Origin of the sequence: Streptomyces sp. NPDC059398, assembly GCF_042751845.1 — a bacterium.
GTDB lineage: Bacteria > Actinomycetota > Actinomycetes > Streptomycetales > Streptomycetaceae > Streptomyces.
Map to the genome: position 1 here is coordinate 24,807 of NZ_JBHYWP010000026.1, position 15,644 is coordinate 40,450.

Genomic DNA, 15,644 nt, shown 5'->3' on the forward strand with positions numbered 1-15,644 from the left:
CTCGATTTCCGGCACGTGGTCGTCCTCGTCCACTACCGCAATGGCCAAGTCCTATGTCTCCCGCCCGCCGGAGCAGGACTATGGCGCGACGCTGCTGCCACTGGGCGCCTGGACCGCATACCCCCGGGACTCGCCACCCGCCTACTCACCGCCGGTCTTCTTACCCCGACCACTTCACCCACACCGTGGTCAGCGCCCCTGATCGCGAAGTCCGCCACCGCGAGCTGGGGAAGTGCGGAACACCCCGCCGGAGCGGCTCGACCCGCCGCCACCCGCACCTCCACTGCGGCCGCAGCTGCGGCCGCTCTGGCCGTGGTCCTCGCGACAACTCGACTCGGCAGCCGCAGCGCCGCCATGTACCGCATCACGACCATGATCCGGAGTGCGTTGTCAATCTGCCGCCGCCCCGCCACCCCCGAGCAGGCAGAGGCCGCCGTACTCGCCGTCCGCCGGGTCGGCTGGTACTCACCGGCAAGAACCGCTTGTCTGGAGGAGTCCGCCGCCTCCGTGCTCCTGCTCGCCTCTCGGCGTCTGTCCGCCACCTGGTGCCACGGTGTCGCACCGGACCCCATCAGGCTTCACGCCTGGGTGCAGACTGGCGATGGAGCCCCTGTCGCCGAGCCGCCGTCGACGCTCGCCTATACGCCCACACTCACCATTGGAGGCCGCCATCAGCACCTGCCCTGACCCGATCCTCTGGATCGGCACCGACACCTGCGCTCTCGGCCCCTACCGCGCCGACCTCGTCGAAACCTACTGGCGCTGGGAGCAGGACCCCGCTCTCCTCGTCGGCTATGGCCGCCAAGCACCCGAATCCCTCGAAGCACGCACGGAAGGCATGGCACACCAACTCCGGGGCGAGAACATCCGCTTCACCATCTACCAACTGGACAAGGGTGAACCCACCCCGGTGGGGGTCGCCAGCCTTCTGCCGGACCACGCTGTCCGCACCGCCGAGTACGTCGTCATGCTCGCCGCCGAAGCCCGTGGACGAGGGCTCGGAGCCCTGGCCACCCGACTGACCCTCGACTACGCCTTCCACATCACCAACTTGCGCATGGTCTGGCTCAAGGTCCTCGCCCCGAACAAGGCAGGCATCCGTGCCTACGAGAAGGCGGGATTCCGCACAGTCGGCGCTCTCCGTGAAGCCGGGTACTGGCTCGGGCAGACGTGCGACGAAGTCATCATGGATGCCACCGCGGGAGACTTCGAGGGCCCTTCAGTCGTGACGTGCATGGTGCGCAGCTAGAGGTTGCCCCGTCCGGGTTTGTACGCGTCACGGGCCAGGCCCACAAAGTACCCGTCCCACGGGCTGATGGCCCCTACTCGGGTGCGGCTCCGAACTTGGTCGAGCAGTAGATCCCGAACCCCGCCGAGCTGCTGAAGCCGCCCAGCGAGCTGAGGCTGAGCACCCGCCCGGACCGCTGGCCGCGCATCACCGGAAGCACCGCGCGGCTGACGTTGAGCAGACCGAAGACGTTGGTGTCGTACACCGCACGGACGGCGGCGTCCGTAGCCTCCTCCACCGCACCCAGCAGACCCCGTCCCGCGTTGTTGACCAGGACGTCGATCGTGCCGAAGGTGTCGACGGCGACGGACACCGCCGTACGGGCCTGGGCCTCGTCGGTGACGTCGAGGGCGAGCGGGAGCAGGCGGCCCTCGTACCCGGGCAGTGCCGAGGAGACGGTTTCGGGCTCACGGGCGGTGGCGACGACGTTGTACCCGCGGTCGAGGGCCTGGCGGGCGATCTCCCGGCCGAAACCGAGAGCGAAGCGCCGGTGAGGAAACATGTGGTCATGCGTACTCCTTGGCAGGAAGGACGAGGGATGGAGGCGGCGAACCGTGCGTCGTCCCTGGCGGGTGGGGGTCGTGCTTCCCATGCTCGGCGCGTCCGGGGCGGTCATCCAGGGAAGGATCTACCTAGGAACAGCTGTCCGATGCCGTCTTCGCGCCCACTCCGGTGATCGCCGCACGGTCGACCCCGAGTTCGCGTGCCAGGGCGTCGTCCGTCCACTCCAGCATCGTGGCGCGGGTGAGCGAGCCGGTGTACGAGGTCATCTGCACCGCGAGCCCGTCGAGCAGCGCGGTCAGCCGCCACGCCGCCGCTGCCGGGTCCGCGCAGGAGAACTCGCCCCGCTCGACGCCCTCCGCGACGACCTCGGCCAGCGCGGCCTTCCACTGCTGGTCGAGCCCGCGGGTCACCTCCCGCAGCGCCGGGTCCCGCAGCGCCGCCGACCAGCCCTCGATCCACAGCCGCCAGCCCTTGGCCTGTCCGGTCGGCGCGTACCAGCGGACCGCCGCGCGCAGCCGCTGTACGGCGGTGGTGCGGCGCCCGAGCACTCCACGGAGCTGGGCGAGGTCGGCCTCGGCGGCATGGTGGAACGCGGCCGCGACGAGCCTCTCCTTGGTCGAGAAGTGGTAGAGCACCAGCGCGTTGCTCACCCCGAGAGCCGCGGCCACATCGGCGATCCGCACTGCGGGCACCCCCCGCGCCTCGATCTGCTCGACGGCTGCGCGCAGCAGCTCCTCGCGCCGCTCCTCCACGCTCAACCGGACTCTCGCCATACCGTCACCCTAGGCCGGAGCGCCGGGCCCCCGGACCTCCCGTGCGCTGTCCGCCGTGCGCCGTACGGCGATGACGTTGTCGGTGACCGTCGCGGTCCGGCCGTCAGGCCCGGTGGCGGTCCGCCGGGGCGCGTGGCACCGCTCGGTGTGCCAGCCGTCATCGAGTCGCAGGGAGGCCAACACCTCGGCGGGCGAGGGGAATTGCACGTCCTCACCGGCCCGCCAGGACCATGGGGCCACCGAAGCGTGCTCCACCACGATCAGCAGACCGCCCGGCGCCACCGCACGGGCGGCACGGCGCAGCACCTCATCGCGGGGGATCTCGACCGGGGTGTGGAAGTAACTGGCACTGACCAGGTCGAAGGAGCCGTCGGGGAACGTCCTGGCCAGGTCGTGCCGGTCGGGGTGGACCCGGTCGGCCACACCGGCGGCCTCGGCCCCGGCGGCGACCCGGCCCAGGGCCGTGGCGGAGACGTCGACCGCGGTGACGTCCCACCCGCGTGCGGCGAGCCAGAGCGCGTCGCCGCCGTGCCCGCAGCCCAGGTCCAGGGCGGTCTTCGGAGCGGGGGCCAGGGCGGGGACGAGTTCGGCCAGGACCGCGTTGGGCCTGGTGCCCCATTGCGGCGGAAGACCGGCATAGTGGCGCTCCCAGAAGGATGTGGAGTCGGTGGTGGTGGGCGTGGTGGCGCTCTCCGGGGTGCTGCGGTCTGCGGCGCTGTTCATGGGCACGGCCTCTCTGCTGGGGGTGGGCTGCGCGGCCTGTGGTGAGGACAGTGCGCCGTCCACCGGCGGAGTTGCAAAGGTTCATGCCGTTTCGGCATCTTGGAGACATGGGCACCAAGGGCGCGGACGCAAAGGGCACAGGCGCCAAGGGCACGGACGCCAAAGGCATGAGCGCCAGGGGCGCGGGCACCGCGAAGAAGGACGTGCTGGACGCGGTCGGGCCGCGGCTGCGGGAGTTGCGGCGCAGGCGCGGCCTGACGCTGGCCGAGCTGGCCGAGCGGACCGGGATCAACGGGAGCACCCTCTCCCGTCTCGAATGCGGTGACCGCAGACCGACCCTGGAGCTGTTGCTGCCGCTCGCGGAGATCTACGCGGTCCCTCTCGACGAACTGGTCGGGGCGCCGCGCACCGGCGATCCGCGCATCCATGTCCAGCCGGTCACCCGGGACGGCATGACGTACGTACCGCTCAGCCGTCCCGGCGGTGTGCAGGCCCACAAGCTGCTCATCCCGCCCCGGCCCGGTGTCGAGCCCGAGCTGAAAACGCACGCGGGGTTCGAATGGGTCTATGTGCTCGCCGGACGGCTGCGGCTGATCCTGGGCGAGCAGCGTCTGGCCCTGAAGGCCGGTGAGGCGGCCGAGTTCGACACCCATGTACCGCACTGGCTCGGCTCGGACGACGACCGGACGGTGGAACTGCTCGTACTCTTCGGGCACCAGGGCGAGCGGGCCCACCTCAAGGCCCGCACCGGCTGACACCGCCGGACCTGCCGCGGCCTCACCGCCGAACCTGCCACGGCCTCACCGCCGGACCTGCCACGGCCTCACCGCCGGACCCGCCACGGCCTCACCGCCCCTGCCACAGCCTCCTGTCCTGCGTGCTGTCCGACGTACTGCCCGTCGTCCTGTCCGCCGTCAGGATGCGGTGGATCAGCCGGGCGCCCGCCCGTGCGGTGCGGCGGTCGGCGTCGAGGCCCGGGTTCAGTTCGGCGACATCGACCAGCAGGGGAGCCCCGCCGGCTGCCACGCGGGCGCAGACATGCTCGATGATCTCCATCTGTACGCCGTAGGCGGCCGGGGCGCTGACCCCGGGAGCCGCACCGGCCGGAAGCACATCGAGGTCGATGCTGAGATGGACGATGTCGCAACTCGCCAGGAACGCGTCGACGAACGCGTCCACGCGCGGCAGGTCGAACATCCGGCAGTGGGTGTCCGGCAGGTACCGCACGCCGAGCCGGTCGGCGGTGCGGAACAGCCGCTCGGTGTTGCTCGGCTGACTCACGCCGAGCACCCAGTAGTTCAGCTCCGCACCGCGCTGCTGCTCGGCGTGTGCCATCTGCAGGAACGGTGTGCCGGAGCTGGGCTGTACGTCGTCGCGCAGGTCGAAGTGGGCATCGAGGTTCAGTACGCCGAGACGGCCGCCCTCACGCACCGCGCGGGTACCGGCCAGCCCGATGTAACTGCCGTACGCCACCTCGTGGCCGCCGCCGAGCACCACCACCGGGTGGCCGCCGTCGACGAGCGGGGTGATCACCTGGCCCAGGCGGTGCTGCCCCTCTTCGAGGTGACCGTCGGCCACTTCGATGTCACCGATGTCCAGCGCGCGCAGCGGCCTCGGAAGCGCCATGGGCCCGAGGGCGGCGCGCAGTTCGGCCGGTCCTTCCGCCGCCCCCTGGCGGCCCTTGTTCCGGCGGACGCCCTCGTCGCTGCGGAAACCGACGAACGCCACGTCGCCCGGTTCCGCGTGGCCGGCACCGAGGCCGACCACATGGTGCCAGCGCAGGTTGTCGTCCCCGGGCCCGTCGTCACGGCCCGTCCAGGGTGCGGGGGCCACGTCCACGGCCGACGGCGGCATCAGGACCGACGTCGACTGCGGTGTCCGGGGCGACGCAGGTGTCCGGACCGACTGCGGTGTCGGGGCCGTCGGCGGTGTCTGGACCGACCGCGGTGTCCGGGTCGCCGTCACCGGCCGTCCTCCTCGGTCATCGGAATGCGTACGCCACGGTCGCGCGCCACGGACGCGGCGTGGTCGTAGCCGGCGTCCACATGACGGATGACACCCATGCCGGGGTCGTTGGTCAGCACCCGGGAGAGCTTCTGGGCGGCGAGTTCGGTGCCGTCGGCGATGCAGACCTGGCCGGCGTGGATGGAGCGGCCCATGCCGACGCCCCCACCGTGGTGGATGGAGACCCAGGACGCACCGGACGAGGTGTTCACCAGGGCGTTGAGCAGCGGCCAGTCGGCGATGGCGTCGGAGCCGTCGAGCATCGACTCGGTCTCGCGGTACGGCGAGGCGACGGAGCCGGAGTCGAGGTGGTCGCGGCCGATGGCGACCGGGGCGGACAGCTCGCCGGATGCGACCATCTCGTTGAACCGCAGTCCGGCGCGGTGGCGCTCGCCGTAGCCGAGCCAGCAGATACGGGCGGGCAGGCCCTCGAAGGAGACGCGCTCCCCGGCCATCTTGAGCCAGCGGTGCAGGTGCTCGTTCTCCGGGAACAGCTCCATGATGGCCTTGTCGGTGGCCGCGATGTCCTCGGGGTCGCCGGAGAGCGCGGCCCAGCGGAACGGGCCGAGGCCTTCCTCGAACAGCGGGCGGATGTGCGCCGGGACGAAGCCGGGGAAGTCGAAGGCGCGGGCGTAACCCGCCTTGCGGGCCTCGTCGCGGATGGAGTTGCCGTAGTCGAAGACCTCGGCGCCCGCGTCCAGGAAGCCGACCATGGCCTCGACGTGCCGGGCCATGGAGGCGCGGGAGCGCTCGGTGAAGTCGGCCGGGTCCTTGGCCGCCAGCTCGTGCCACTCCGCCAGGCTCACGCCGGCGGGCAGGTAGGCCAGCGGGTCGTGCGCGGAGGTCTGATCGGTGACGATGTCGAGGGGCGCGCCCCGCCTGAGCAGCTCGGGGAAGACGTCGGCGGCGTTGCCCGCCAGGCCGATGGAGAGCGGCTTGCGGGCGTCGCGGGCCTCGGTGGCGAGGCGGAGCGCGTGGTCGATGTCGTCGGCCGCGACGTCGAGGTAGCGGTGGGCGATACGGCGCTCGATACGGGTGGGGTCGACGTCGACGCAGATCGCGACGCCGTCGTTCATCGTCACGGCGAGCGGCTGAGCGCCGCCCATGCCGCCGAGCCCGGCGGTCAGGGTGATCGTCCCGGCCAGGGTGCCGCCGAACTTCTTGCGGGCGACGGCGCCGAACGTCTCGTACGTGCCCTGCAGAATGCCCTGGCTGCCGATGTAGATCCAGGAACCGGCCGTCATCTGCCCGTACATGGTCAGCCCGCGCGCCTCCAGGGAGCGGAACTCCTCCCAGTTGGCCCAGTCGCCGACCAGGTTGGAGTTGGCGATCAGCACGCGCGGCGCCCACTCGCTGGTGCGCATGACGCCGACCGGCTTGCCCGACTGCACCAGCAGCGTCTCGTCGTCCTTGAGCGTCTTCAGGGTGCGGACGATGGCGTCGTACGCGGGCCAGTTACGGGCGGCCTTGCCGGTGCCGCCGTAGACGACCAGGTTCTCCGGGTGCTCGGCGACCTCGGGGTCGAGGTTGTTCATGAGCATCCGCAGCGCGCCTTCCTGCTGCCAGCCGAGGCAGGTCAGTTCGGTGCCGCGGGGTGCCTGGACGGTCCGGGGGCGGGCCTCCGGGGAAACGCTGGTCATTGAGACTCCTGGGGGGAGGTCTGAGTGGGGAGCGCCGGTGGTGCGGTACCGGCGTGCTCTCCCATGACAGGCGGCGGGCGGGAGCCGGGCCAGTGCTTACGCCCCGGTTTCTCGGATCCGAGACCGTGAAGGGGGCTCGCCTATAGTTTTCGGGCGGGGGACAAGGGGCGGACGGGCTGGTGACAGGGATGGCGGACGGCTTGGCCGTGAGCACTGCGGGGCTGGCCCGGCTGTACGGGGAGCGCACGGCCGCCGGCACACCGGCGTACCAGCGGATCAAGGACCTGGTGGCGGAGCAGATCCGCAGCGGGCGCTGGCGGGAGGGCGACGCGCTGCCGTCGGAGAGCCAGTTCGTCGCCTCGCTCGGACTGTCCCGGATGACGGTCAACCGCGCACTGCGGGAGCTTGCGGCGCAGGGGCTGATCCGCCGGGTGATGGGCGTGGGCAGCTTCGTGGCCCTGGCCAAGGGGAGTTCGGGCCTGGTCGAGGTGCAGAACATCGCCGAGGAGGTCCGCCGCCGGGGCCACCGCTACGGCGCCCGGGTGCTGTCGGTCCGCGCCGAGCCCGCCGACCGCAGGGCAGGCGCCGAACTCGGGGTCGCCGCCGGGCGACCCGTCTTCCGCTCCCGGGTCCTGCACAGCGAGAACGGCGTGGTCATCCAGCTGGAGGACCGCTACGTCAACCCGGCCTTCGCGCCCGGGTATGCGGAGCAGGACTTCACCGAGCGGACTCCGTTCGCCTTCCTCTCCGCTGTCGCACCGCTCGACCGCGGGGAGCACATCGTGGAGGCGGTGCTGCCCGACGCCGAGGAGTGCGCCCTGCTCGGCGTCGCCGCGTCTGAGCCCTGCCTGCTCGTCCACCGTCGTACCTGGTCGCGGGGTGCCCTGGTGAGCATCGCGCGCCTGCTGCATCCCGGCTCGCGCTATCGGCTGGAAGGCGCCTTCGAGCCGGAGGGACCGGCCTGATCCGCCTGGCCTGTGCGAGCCACCTGACCCGTCTGGGCCGTCTGGGGTGTGCGCCCCCTCTGGGCCGTCTGGCCTGTGGGACCCGTCTGGGGCGTCTGGCCTGTGCGACCCACCTGCCCTGCCTGACCCGTCTGCCCCGCCTGGCCCGTCTGCCCCGCCTGCCCCGTCCGGGGCGTCTGGCCTGTGCGACCCACCTGACCCATCTGCCCCGCCTGGCCCGTCTGCCCCGCGGGCGCCCGGCCGGATACGGCGGACGTCAGCCGGGACGCGCCCTGCTGGAGGGCGTCGCGCACCTCGTCGGGGCCGTGCGGGCTGTGGTGGGTGTGCCAGGTGGTGCTGAGCGCCGCGACGGGGCGCCCGTGGTGGTCGAAGGCCGCCACCCCGAGCGAGCGGAAGCCCCGGGAGACCAGCTCGGTCTCCTCCGACCAGCCGCGTTCCCGGTCCCGGGCCAGCAGACCGAGCAGCTCCGTCAGTGACCGCGGCCCCTTCCCCGTACGGGTGATGAGGTCGCCGGGGCGTGAGAAGAGCGCCCGTACCTGCGCCTCGGTGGAGTGGGCGAGGATGGCGCGGCCGTTGGCCGTGAGATGGGCGGGCAGCCGTACGCCGATATCGGTGACGAGGCCGGCCTCCACATCGCCCGAACGCCCCGCGGACGGGCGTTCCTTGAGCAGATAGACCGTCTCGGCGCCGTGCAGGATCCCGAGGTGCACGGTCTGGCCGAGCCGGGCGGCGAGCGTGTGCAGCACGGGGCGGGCGAGCCGCTCCAGGGGCTCGTGGCGCAGATAGGCGGAGCCGATCTCGAAGGCGGCCATCCCGAGGCCGTACGCCTGTTCCTCCGGGAGGTAGGTGACGAATCCGCGCTCGGCGAGCACCGCGAGGATGTGGTACGCGGAGGAGCGCGGGATGCCCAGGTCGCGGGCGATGGCGGCGGTCTTCACCGGTCCCGAGCGCCCGGCCAGATGGACCAGGATGTCCAGCGCGCGGCCCACCGCGGGCGAAGTGCTCGACACCGGGCCGGTCGGTGCGGCGCCCTGCTCATTCACTCTGCTCACCCACCTTGCTCAGCCACCTTGCTCACCCACCCTGTTCACTCACTGGATCACCCCTTGACATCACCTGTATATACAGGAATATACAGGGTGCTCCCCGCGGTGCGCGGCGCTCAGGGATTCACTCAGGGGCTCCACTCACGGCTCCACTCACGGCTTCACTCACGGCTCCGGAGAGTCCCCACTCCGGCCTCCCCTCCCCCAAGCGTCCCGCACCCCCGTCACCGCTGGTCCCACCAAGGGAGGACACAGTTGTCCACCGAAAAGGCGACGCTGAGCCGAGGGCTCAACTCCCGGCACATCCGCTTCATCGCACTGGGTTCGGCCATCGGCACCGGACTCTTCTACGGGTCGTCCGAATCCATCAGAGCAGCCGGGCCTGCCGTGCTCCTGGCCTATCTGATCGGCGGCGCCGCCGTCTTCCTCGTCCTGCGGTCGCTCGGCGAGATGGCCGTACGCTCCCCGTGCGCCGGCTCCTTCGGCGAGTACGCCACGAAGCATCTCGGCCCGCTGGCCGGCTTCACCACGGGGTGGACCTACGCCTTCGAGATGGTCATCGTCTGTATCGCGGACATCACCGCGGTCGGCGTCTACATGGGCTTCTGGTTCCCCGGTGTGCCGCGCTGGATCTGGGTGCTGGCCGCCGTCCTCGTCATCGGCGCGCTCAATCTCGTCAGCGTCAAGGTCTTCGGTGAGCTGGAGTTCTGGCTCTCCCTGGTGAAGATCGTCGCCATCGCCGCGATGATCATCGGGGGCATCGCCGTGATCGTCTTCGGCCTCGGCAGCGGGAGCGAGCACGTGGGCGTGTCGAACCTCTGGGACAACGGCGGCTTCTTCGCCCATGGCGTCCACGGCTTCGTCATCTCCTTCGCCGTGGTCATGTTCGCCTTCGGCGGCACCGAGATCATCGGCGTCACGGCAGGTGAGGCGGACTCCCCGGAGAAGACCATCCCGAGCGCCGTGAACTCCATCCCGGTGCGCATCATCCTCTTCTACGTCCTGACCCTCGCCGTGATCATGTCCGTCAACCCCTGGCAGCACGTCGGCACCACGGGCAGCCCCTTCGTGCAGATCTTCACCGGCGTCGGCCTCAAGTCGGCCGCCGCCGTACTGAACGCCGTCGTCCTCACCGCGGCCCTCTCCGCGATCAACAGCGACATCTTCGCGGCGGGCCGCATGATGTTCGGCCTGGCGGAGCGCGGTCAGGGCCCCGCGGTGATGCGCAGGCTCAGCCGCAACGGCGTGCCCTGGGTGACCACCCTCAACATGATCGGAGCGCTGCTCCTCGGCGTCCTGATGAACTACCTGATGCCGGGCAAGGTCTTCCTGATCATCTCCTCGATCGCCACCTTCGCCACGGTCTGGGTGTGGCTGATGATCCTGCTGACCCAGGTGAAGGCCCGCCGGGACATGTCCCGCGATGAGCAGTCCGCGCTGCGGTTCCCCGTCCCCTGGTGGCCGTACGGGCAGATCGCCGCCATCGTCTTCATGGCCGGCGTCCTGGTGGTGCTCGGCTTCTACGGGAGCACCCGCGTCGCCCTGGTCGTCGGCGTCGTATGGCTGGCGCTGCTCGCGGGCATCCACACTCTCTGGGTGGGCCCGCGCCTCGCCGCCCGGCCGGATCCCGACTCCGCCCGGCCGGATCCCGACTCCACCGCGCAGCCGGATCCGGACTCCGCCGCCCGGCCGCGTACGGACGAGGTGGCGGCGCCCGGGACGGGGACCGCCACGGCGGGCCCGCGGTAACCGACGGGCGCCAGGACAGCCGCGTCCGGGATACCGGACCGCACGGTGCCACCCGGCCGTGTCTGGTATCCCGGACACATCTCTCCTGCCACCTGTCGCGTCTCCCCCCTGACATGCGGCTTCATGGAGACATGAACATTGTTGTAGGGATCGGCCCTCTCTCCGCCGAAGATGTCGTCTCCGTCGCACGCCACGGCGCCCGCGTCGAGCTCTCGCCGGAAGCGCTCAAGGAGATCGCACGCAGCCGCGAGGTGATCGAGGGCCTCGCCGACGACGTGGTCCCCCACTACGGCGTCTCCACCGGCTTCGGTGCCCTTGCCACCCGGCACATCCCCACCGAATCGCGCGCCCAGCTCCAGCGCAGCCTGGTGCGTTCGCACGCCGCCGGTTCGGGCCCCGAGGTGGAGCGCGAGGTGGTGCGCGCCCTCCTACTGCTGAGGCTGTCCACGCTGGCCACCGGCCGTACCGGCGTACGCACGGAGACCGCCGAGGCGTACGCGGCGCTGCTCAACGCCGGTCTCACCCCGATCGTCCACGAGTACGGCTCGCTGGGCTGCTCCGGTGACCTCGCGCCGCTGGCGCACTGCGCGCTCGCCGTCATGGGTGAGGGCGAGGTACGGGACGCGGAGGGCGTACGCAAACCGGCCGGCGAAGCACTGGCCGATGCGGGCCTCACCCCGGTCACCCTGCACGAGAAGGAGGGCCTCGCCCTCATCAACGGCACCGACGGCATGCTCGGCATGCTCGTGCTGGCCGCACACGACCTGCGGAAGCTGCTGCGCACCGCCGACATCGCCGCCGCGATGAGCGTCGAGGGCCAGCTGGGCACCGACGCCGTCTTCGCCGCCGACCTCCAGGCGCTGCGCCCGCACCCGGGCCAGGCCGACAGCGCGGCGAATCTGCGCGCGCTGATGGCCGGTTCCGGCATCGTCGCCAGCCACCGCGGCCCGGAGTGCACCCGGGTGCAGGACGCGTACTCGCTGCGCTGTTCCCCGCAGGTGCACGGCGCGGCCCGCGACACTCTCACCCACGCCGAGACCGTCGCATCCCGCGAGCTCGCCAGCGCCATCGACAACCCGGTGGTGACCCACGACGGCCGGGTGGAGTCCAACGGCAACTTCCACGGCGCACCCGTCGCCGCCGTCCTGGACTTCCTCGCCATCTCCGCCGCCGATGTGGCCTCGGTCTCCGAGCGGCGCACCGACCGCTTCCTCGATGTGGCCCGTAACAACGGTCTGAACCCGTTCCTCGCCGACGACCCGGGCGTCGACTCCGGCCACATGATCGCGCAGTACACACAGGCCGCGATCGTCTCCGAGCTCAAGCGGCTGGCCGCGCCCGCATCGGTCGACTCCATCCCCTCCAGCGCCATGCAGGAGGACCACGTCTCGATGGGCTGGTCCGCCGCCCGCAAGCTGCGCCGCGCGGTCGACGGGCTCACCCGTGTCCTCGCCGTCGAGATCTACACCGCGGCCCGCGCGCTCGACCTGCGGGCACCGCTGACCCCGGCGGCCGGCACCGGCGCGGTGCTCGGCGGACTGCGCGAAACGGTCGAGGGCCCCGGCCCGGACCGCTGGCTCGCCCCCGAGATCGAGGCGGCCGTGCGCTATGTCGCGGAGGGCGCCGCCGTGGCCGCAGCGGAGTCGGCGGTCGGCCGGCTCAGCTGACGCAGCGGCTCAGCTGACGCGGCGGCGCGGCTCACGCGGCGGCCCGGCTCACGCGGACGGCTCAGCTGAGGCGGGCGCCCGTACGGAGCGACGACGGCCGGGCGGCTCGGGCAGCCCGGCAGGCAGTAGCGGCGGCACGGGCAGCCCGGGCAGAGGCGGGCGCCCCACGCCGTACGGAGGGCCGGCACCCGGCGTGCTCACACGCTGCGGGCCGGCCCTTCCTCCATGCCCGCCGGCGCCTCCAGCACACCGCCCACCCGGCGGGTCAACTCCCTTGCGGTACGCAGGACATGGCCCGCGATCCGCTCCCGCTCCTCCAGCCCGACGGCGGCCCCCGGAAAGGTGACAGCGACGCCCGCGATCGGGTGGGCGCCGTGGTCGAGCACGGCGGCGGCGACGGAGGAGAAGCCCTCGGTGACCTCCCCCTCCTCCGTCGCGTAACCGCGCCGCCGCACCTCGACCAGCAGGTGATGGAGCGCCGACAGGGAGTTCGGCCCGGTCTCGTTACGCGAGACGAACGCCGACGCGTCGGGGAAGAGGGCGCGCACCTGCGCCCGCGAGAGCCGCGCCAGGACGGCCCGGCCACTGGCGGTGAGGTGGGCGGGAAGCCGTACCCCCACATCGCTGACCAGCGGCGCCCGGCCCGGTGCGCGCTCCTCGATCACGTACAGCACCTCGCGCCCGTGCAGCAGCGCGAGGTGCGCGTTGTGCCCGCTGCGGTCGACGAGCTGCGCGAGCGGCAGCCTGGCCAGCCGCTCGAAGGGGGCCTGCCTGCTGTAGCCCGAAGCGAGTTCGAAGGCGCTGACGCCCAGCCCGTAACGGCGCTCCTCCGTCAGATGGACGACGAAGTCCTCGCGGGCGAGCGTGTCGAGCAGGTGGTACGTCGTGGACCGGGGCAGCCCCACATCGCGGCTGATGGCGGCGGCGGGCACCGGACCGGCCTGACGTGCGAGATAGCGCAGGACAGCAAGTACCTGGGCGGCGGCGGGCACAGTGGACATGCCGCGAGCGTACGCGCGCCACGCACCGGGCCGCGCACGTCGCCGCCGTACACGCCGCCCCCGCCACGGCCGCCACCCCACCCGCCGCACCATGTCTGGGATGCCAGACAGTAGGTACGCTGCCACCGTGGCGGGACGGTCTCCGGCTGGGGCTTCATGGAGACATGGCACACGCGACCACCACCCTCGTCACGAACATCGGCAGCCTGGTCACGAACGACCCCTCGCTCGGTGCCGGCCCCCTGGGCCTGCTCCGCGACGCCGCCGTCCTGATCGAGGGCGCGGACATCGCCTGGGCCGGGCCCGCCGCCACGGCCCCGGCGGCGGACCACCGCGTCGACGCCCAGGGGCGCGCCGTCATCCCGGGCTTCGTCGACTCGCACAACCACCTGGTCTTCGCGGGTGACCGCACCGAGGAGTTCAACGCCCGTATGTCGGGCCGCTCCTACACCGCGGGCGGCATCCGCACCACCGTCGCCGCCACCCGCGCGGCGAGCGACCAGGAGCTGAGCGCTACCCTGGCCCGCCACCTCGCCGAGGCGCTCCGGCAGGGAACGACCACGGTCGAGACGAAGTCCGGTTACGGTCTCACCCCCGAGCACGAGGCCCGTGCGCTGCGGGTGGCGAGGGAGCACACGGACGAAGTGACGTTCCTGGGCGCGCACATCGTCCCGCCCGAGTACGCCGACGACCCCGCGGGGTACGTCGGTCTGGTCACCGGCCCGATGCTGGAGGCGTGCGCCCCGTACGCCCGCTGGATCGACGTCTTCTGCGAGCAGGGCGCCTTCGACGGCGACCAGGCCCGTGCGATCCTCACCGCCGGTACGGCCAGGGGCCTCATCCCCCGCGTGCACGCCAACCAGCTCGGCCACGGCCCCGGGGTCCAGCTCGCCGTCGAACTCGGCGCCGCATCAGCGGACCACTGCACCCACCTGACCGACGCCGACGTCGACGCCCTCGCCCAGGGCGGCACCGTCGCCACCCTGCTGCCCGGCTGCGAGTTCTCCACCCGCGCCGCCTACCCCGACGCCCGGCGGCTCCTCGACGCCGGCGCCACCCTCGCCCTGTCCACCGACTGCAACCCGGGCTCCTCCTTCACCAGCTCCATGCCCTTCTGTATCGCCATCGCCGTACGGGAGATGGGCATGACCCCCGACGAAGCCCTCTGGGCCGCCACCGCCGGAGGAGCCCGCGCCCTGCGCCGCGACGACATCGGCCGCCTCACCCCCGGCGCCCGCGCGGACCTCGCCCTCCTCGACGCCCCCTCCCCTGTCCATCTCGCCTACCGGCCCGGCGTACCCCTGATCTCCGCCGTGTGGCAGGCGGGCCGGCGCCACCCGGGCACCGCGTGAACGGCGGCCCGCCGCGCGCCGCACGACCGCATGACCACGTGACCGCCTGACCGAGGACCGCAGGACCGCACGACCGCACGACCGCACGACCGCACGACCGCACGACCGCACGACCGCACGACCGCACGACCGCACGACCGCACCCGAAGGGAACCACTCAGATGGTCGACCAGGCAGCCGCCACCGGCAGAGAGCTGCGCGTGCTCCGGGCGCACAACCGGGCGCAGGCGCCCTGGAAGAACGGCGGCGGCATCACCCGCGAGGTCGCCGCAGGACCTGCCGGGGCCGGTCTTGACGACTTCTCCTGGCGGGTGAGCCTGGCCGAGGTCGGGCAGGGGGGACCGTTCTCCTCCTTCGCCGGTGTGGACCGGGTCATCGCCCTCGTGGAAGGGGCCGGGATGGAGCTCACGGTCGACGGATTCCCGCACCCGGTCGCCGCCCCCTTCCGGCCCTTCGCCTTTCCGGGGGACGCGACCACCACCTGCCGCCTCATCGGCGGCCCCCTCGTCGACTTCAACGTCATGACACGGCGCACCGAGGCCACGGCCCAAGTCCACTTCGCCTGTGCGGACTTCGCCCCTGAAGACTTCGCCCTCTCCCCCCGTCAAGGGGAGCTGATCCTCGTGATCGCCCTGCTGGGCACGGTGACCTTCGACGAGCCGGGCGTGACCCTCGGCCGTTTCGACGCGGCCCTGCTCTCCGGCGGGGGCGCCGGGGCGGATGCCGGGGCGGGCGGCGGCTGGGACATCGGCCAGGACACCGACCCGGGCATCGGCCGTGAGCCGGCTCCGGCCACCGGCCGGGGAATCCGTCAGGTGCGGGTCGAAGGAGCTGCGGCGATCGTCACCCTGACCCCCGTCCCCGGCTCGTCCGGCCTGTGACCGGTGGGAACAGCCGTGCAGGCACCCGGGCGCGCCGACATCGCCGGCCCC

General features: G+C 72.2%; 15 protein-coding genes. 8 read left to right on the forward strand and 7 right to left on the reverse strand.

The window, feature by feature from the left end; genetic code table 11:
• Window positions 1–15: 15 nt before the first annotated feature.
• Entirely contained in the window at window positions 16–687 is a 672-nt protein-coding gene (locus tag ACFXBC_RS12450) for a lasso peptide biosynthesis B2 protein (protein ID WP_385022551.1), read from the forward strand.
• A complete protein-coding gene (locus ACFXBC_RS12455) occupies window positions 659–1,249 on the forward strand; it encodes a GNAT family N-acetyltransferase (RefSeq protein ID WP_385022412.1) in 591 nt (196 codons plus the stop codon). The genes ACFXBC_RS12450 and ACFXBC_RS12455 overlap by 29 nt, the downstream gene beginning before the upstream one ends.
• Window positions 1,250–1,322: 73 nt before the next feature.
• On the opposite strand, the gene ACFXBC_RS12460 is transcribed toward ACFXBC_RS12455, so the two are convergent.
• The 3 genes from ACFXBC_RS12460 to ACFXBC_RS12470 all read right to left on the reverse strand — a co-directional run bounded on the left by ACFXBC_RS12460 (window position 1,323) and on the right by ACFXBC_RS12470 (window position 3,288).
• On the reverse strand, window positions 1,323–1,790 hold the full coding sequence (locus tag ACFXBC_RS12460) for an SDR family NAD(P)-dependent oxidoreductase (RefSeq protein WP_385022415.1): 468 nt from the start codon (window positions 1,788–1,790) through the stop codon (window positions 1,323–1,325).
• 130 nt (window positions 1,791–1,920) lie between these two features.
• Window positions 1,921–2,565, reverse strand: coding sequence for a TetR/AcrR family transcriptional regulator (locus tag ACFXBC_RS12465; protein ID WP_385022418.1), 645 nt, complete (start codon window positions 2,563–2,565; stop codon window positions 1,921–1,923).
• A gap of 9 nt (window positions 2,566–2,574) precedes the next feature.
• Window positions 2,575–3,288: a class I SAM-dependent methyltransferase gene (locus ACFXBC_RS12470; protein ID WP_385022421.1), complete on the reverse strand. Its 714-nt coding sequence runs from the start codon at window positions 3,286–3,288 to the stop codon at window positions 2,575–2,577.
• Between the two features lie 167 nt (window positions 3,289–3,455).
• Here ACFXBC_RS12470 and ACFXBC_RS12475 point away from each other — a divergent pair, with 167 nt between their 5' ends.
• A complete protein-coding gene (locus ACFXBC_RS12475) occupies window positions 3,456–4,043 on the forward strand; it encodes an XRE family transcriptional regulator (RefSeq protein ID WP_385022554.1) in 588 nt (195 codons plus the stop codon).
• Window positions 4,044–4,134: 91 nt separating this feature from the next.
• Here ACFXBC_RS12475 and hutG read toward each other — a convergent pair whose 3' ends face one another.
• Both hutG and hutU read right to left on the reverse strand, forming a co-directional pair.
• On the reverse strand, window positions 4,135–5,253 hold the full coding sequence (gene hutG, locus ACFXBC_RS12480; RefSeq protein ID WP_385022424.1) for a formimidoylglutamase: 1,119 nt from the start codon (window positions 5,251–5,253) through the stop codon (window positions 4,135–4,137).
• A complete protein-coding gene (hutU, locus tag ACFXBC_RS12485; protein ID WP_385022427.1) occupies window positions 5,250–6,932 on the reverse strand; it encodes a urocanate hydratase in 1,683 nt (560 codons plus the stop codon). Before hutU ends, hutG begins: the two co-directional genes overlap by 4 nt.
• A 206-nt stretch (window positions 6,933–7,138) precedes the next feature.
• Here hutU and hutC point away from each other — a divergent pair, with 206 nt between their 5' ends.
• Complete coding sequence (gene hutC / locus ACFXBC_RS12490; RefSeq protein ID WP_385022557.1) at window positions 7,139–7,897, forward strand: histidine utilization repressor; 759 nt, start codon at window positions 7,139–7,141, stop codon at window positions 7,895–7,897.
• On the opposite strand, the gene ACFXBC_RS12495 is transcribed toward hutC, so the two are convergent.
• Complete coding sequence (locus ACFXBC_RS12495) at window positions 7,855–8,949, reverse strand: IclR family transcriptional regulator (protein ID WP_385022430.1); 1,095 nt, start codon at window positions 8,947–8,949, stop codon at window positions 7,855–7,857. The genes hutC and ACFXBC_RS12495 overlap by 43 nt on opposite strands.
• A gap of 249 nt (window positions 8,950–9,198) precedes the next feature.
• Between ACFXBC_RS12495 and ACFXBC_RS12500 the strand changes: the two genes are divergently transcribed.
• Both ACFXBC_RS12500 and hutH read left to right on the forward strand, forming a co-directional pair.
• Complete coding sequence (locus ACFXBC_RS12500; protein WP_385022433.1) at window positions 9,199–10,692, forward strand: amino acid permease; 1,494 nt, start codon at window positions 9,199–9,201, stop codon at window positions 10,690–10,692.
• Window positions 10,693–10,823: 131 nt separating this feature from the next.
• Entirely contained in the window at window positions 10,824–12,359 is a 1,536-nt protein-coding gene (hutH, locus tag ACFXBC_RS12505; protein WP_385022436.1) for a histidine ammonia-lyase, read from the forward strand.
• Between the two features lie 197 nt (window positions 12,360–12,556).
• Here hutH and ACFXBC_RS12510 read toward each other — a convergent pair whose 3' ends face one another.
• A complete protein-coding gene (locus tag ACFXBC_RS12510; RefSeq protein WP_385022440.1) occupies window positions 12,557–13,360 on the reverse strand; it encodes an IclR family transcriptional regulator in 804 nt (267 codons plus the stop codon).
• Window positions 13,361–13,524: 164 nt separating this feature from the next.
• Here ACFXBC_RS12510 and hutI point away from each other — a divergent pair, with 164 nt between their 5' ends.
• Both hutI and ACFXBC_RS12520 read left to right on the forward strand, forming a co-directional pair.
• Window positions 13,525–14,712 (forward strand): imidazolonepropionase, encoded by a 1,188-nt coding sequence (gene hutI / locus ACFXBC_RS12515; protein WP_385022443.1) that lies wholly within the window; start codon window positions 13,525–13,527, stop codon window positions 14,710–14,712.
• A 161-nt stretch (window positions 14,713–14,873) separates the two neighbouring features.
• On the forward strand, window positions 14,874–15,593 hold the full coding sequence (locus ACFXBC_RS12520; protein WP_385022446.1) for a HutD family protein: 720 nt from the start codon (window positions 14,874–14,876) through the stop codon (window positions 15,591–15,593).
• Window positions 15,594–15,644 lie beyond the last annotated feature (51 nt).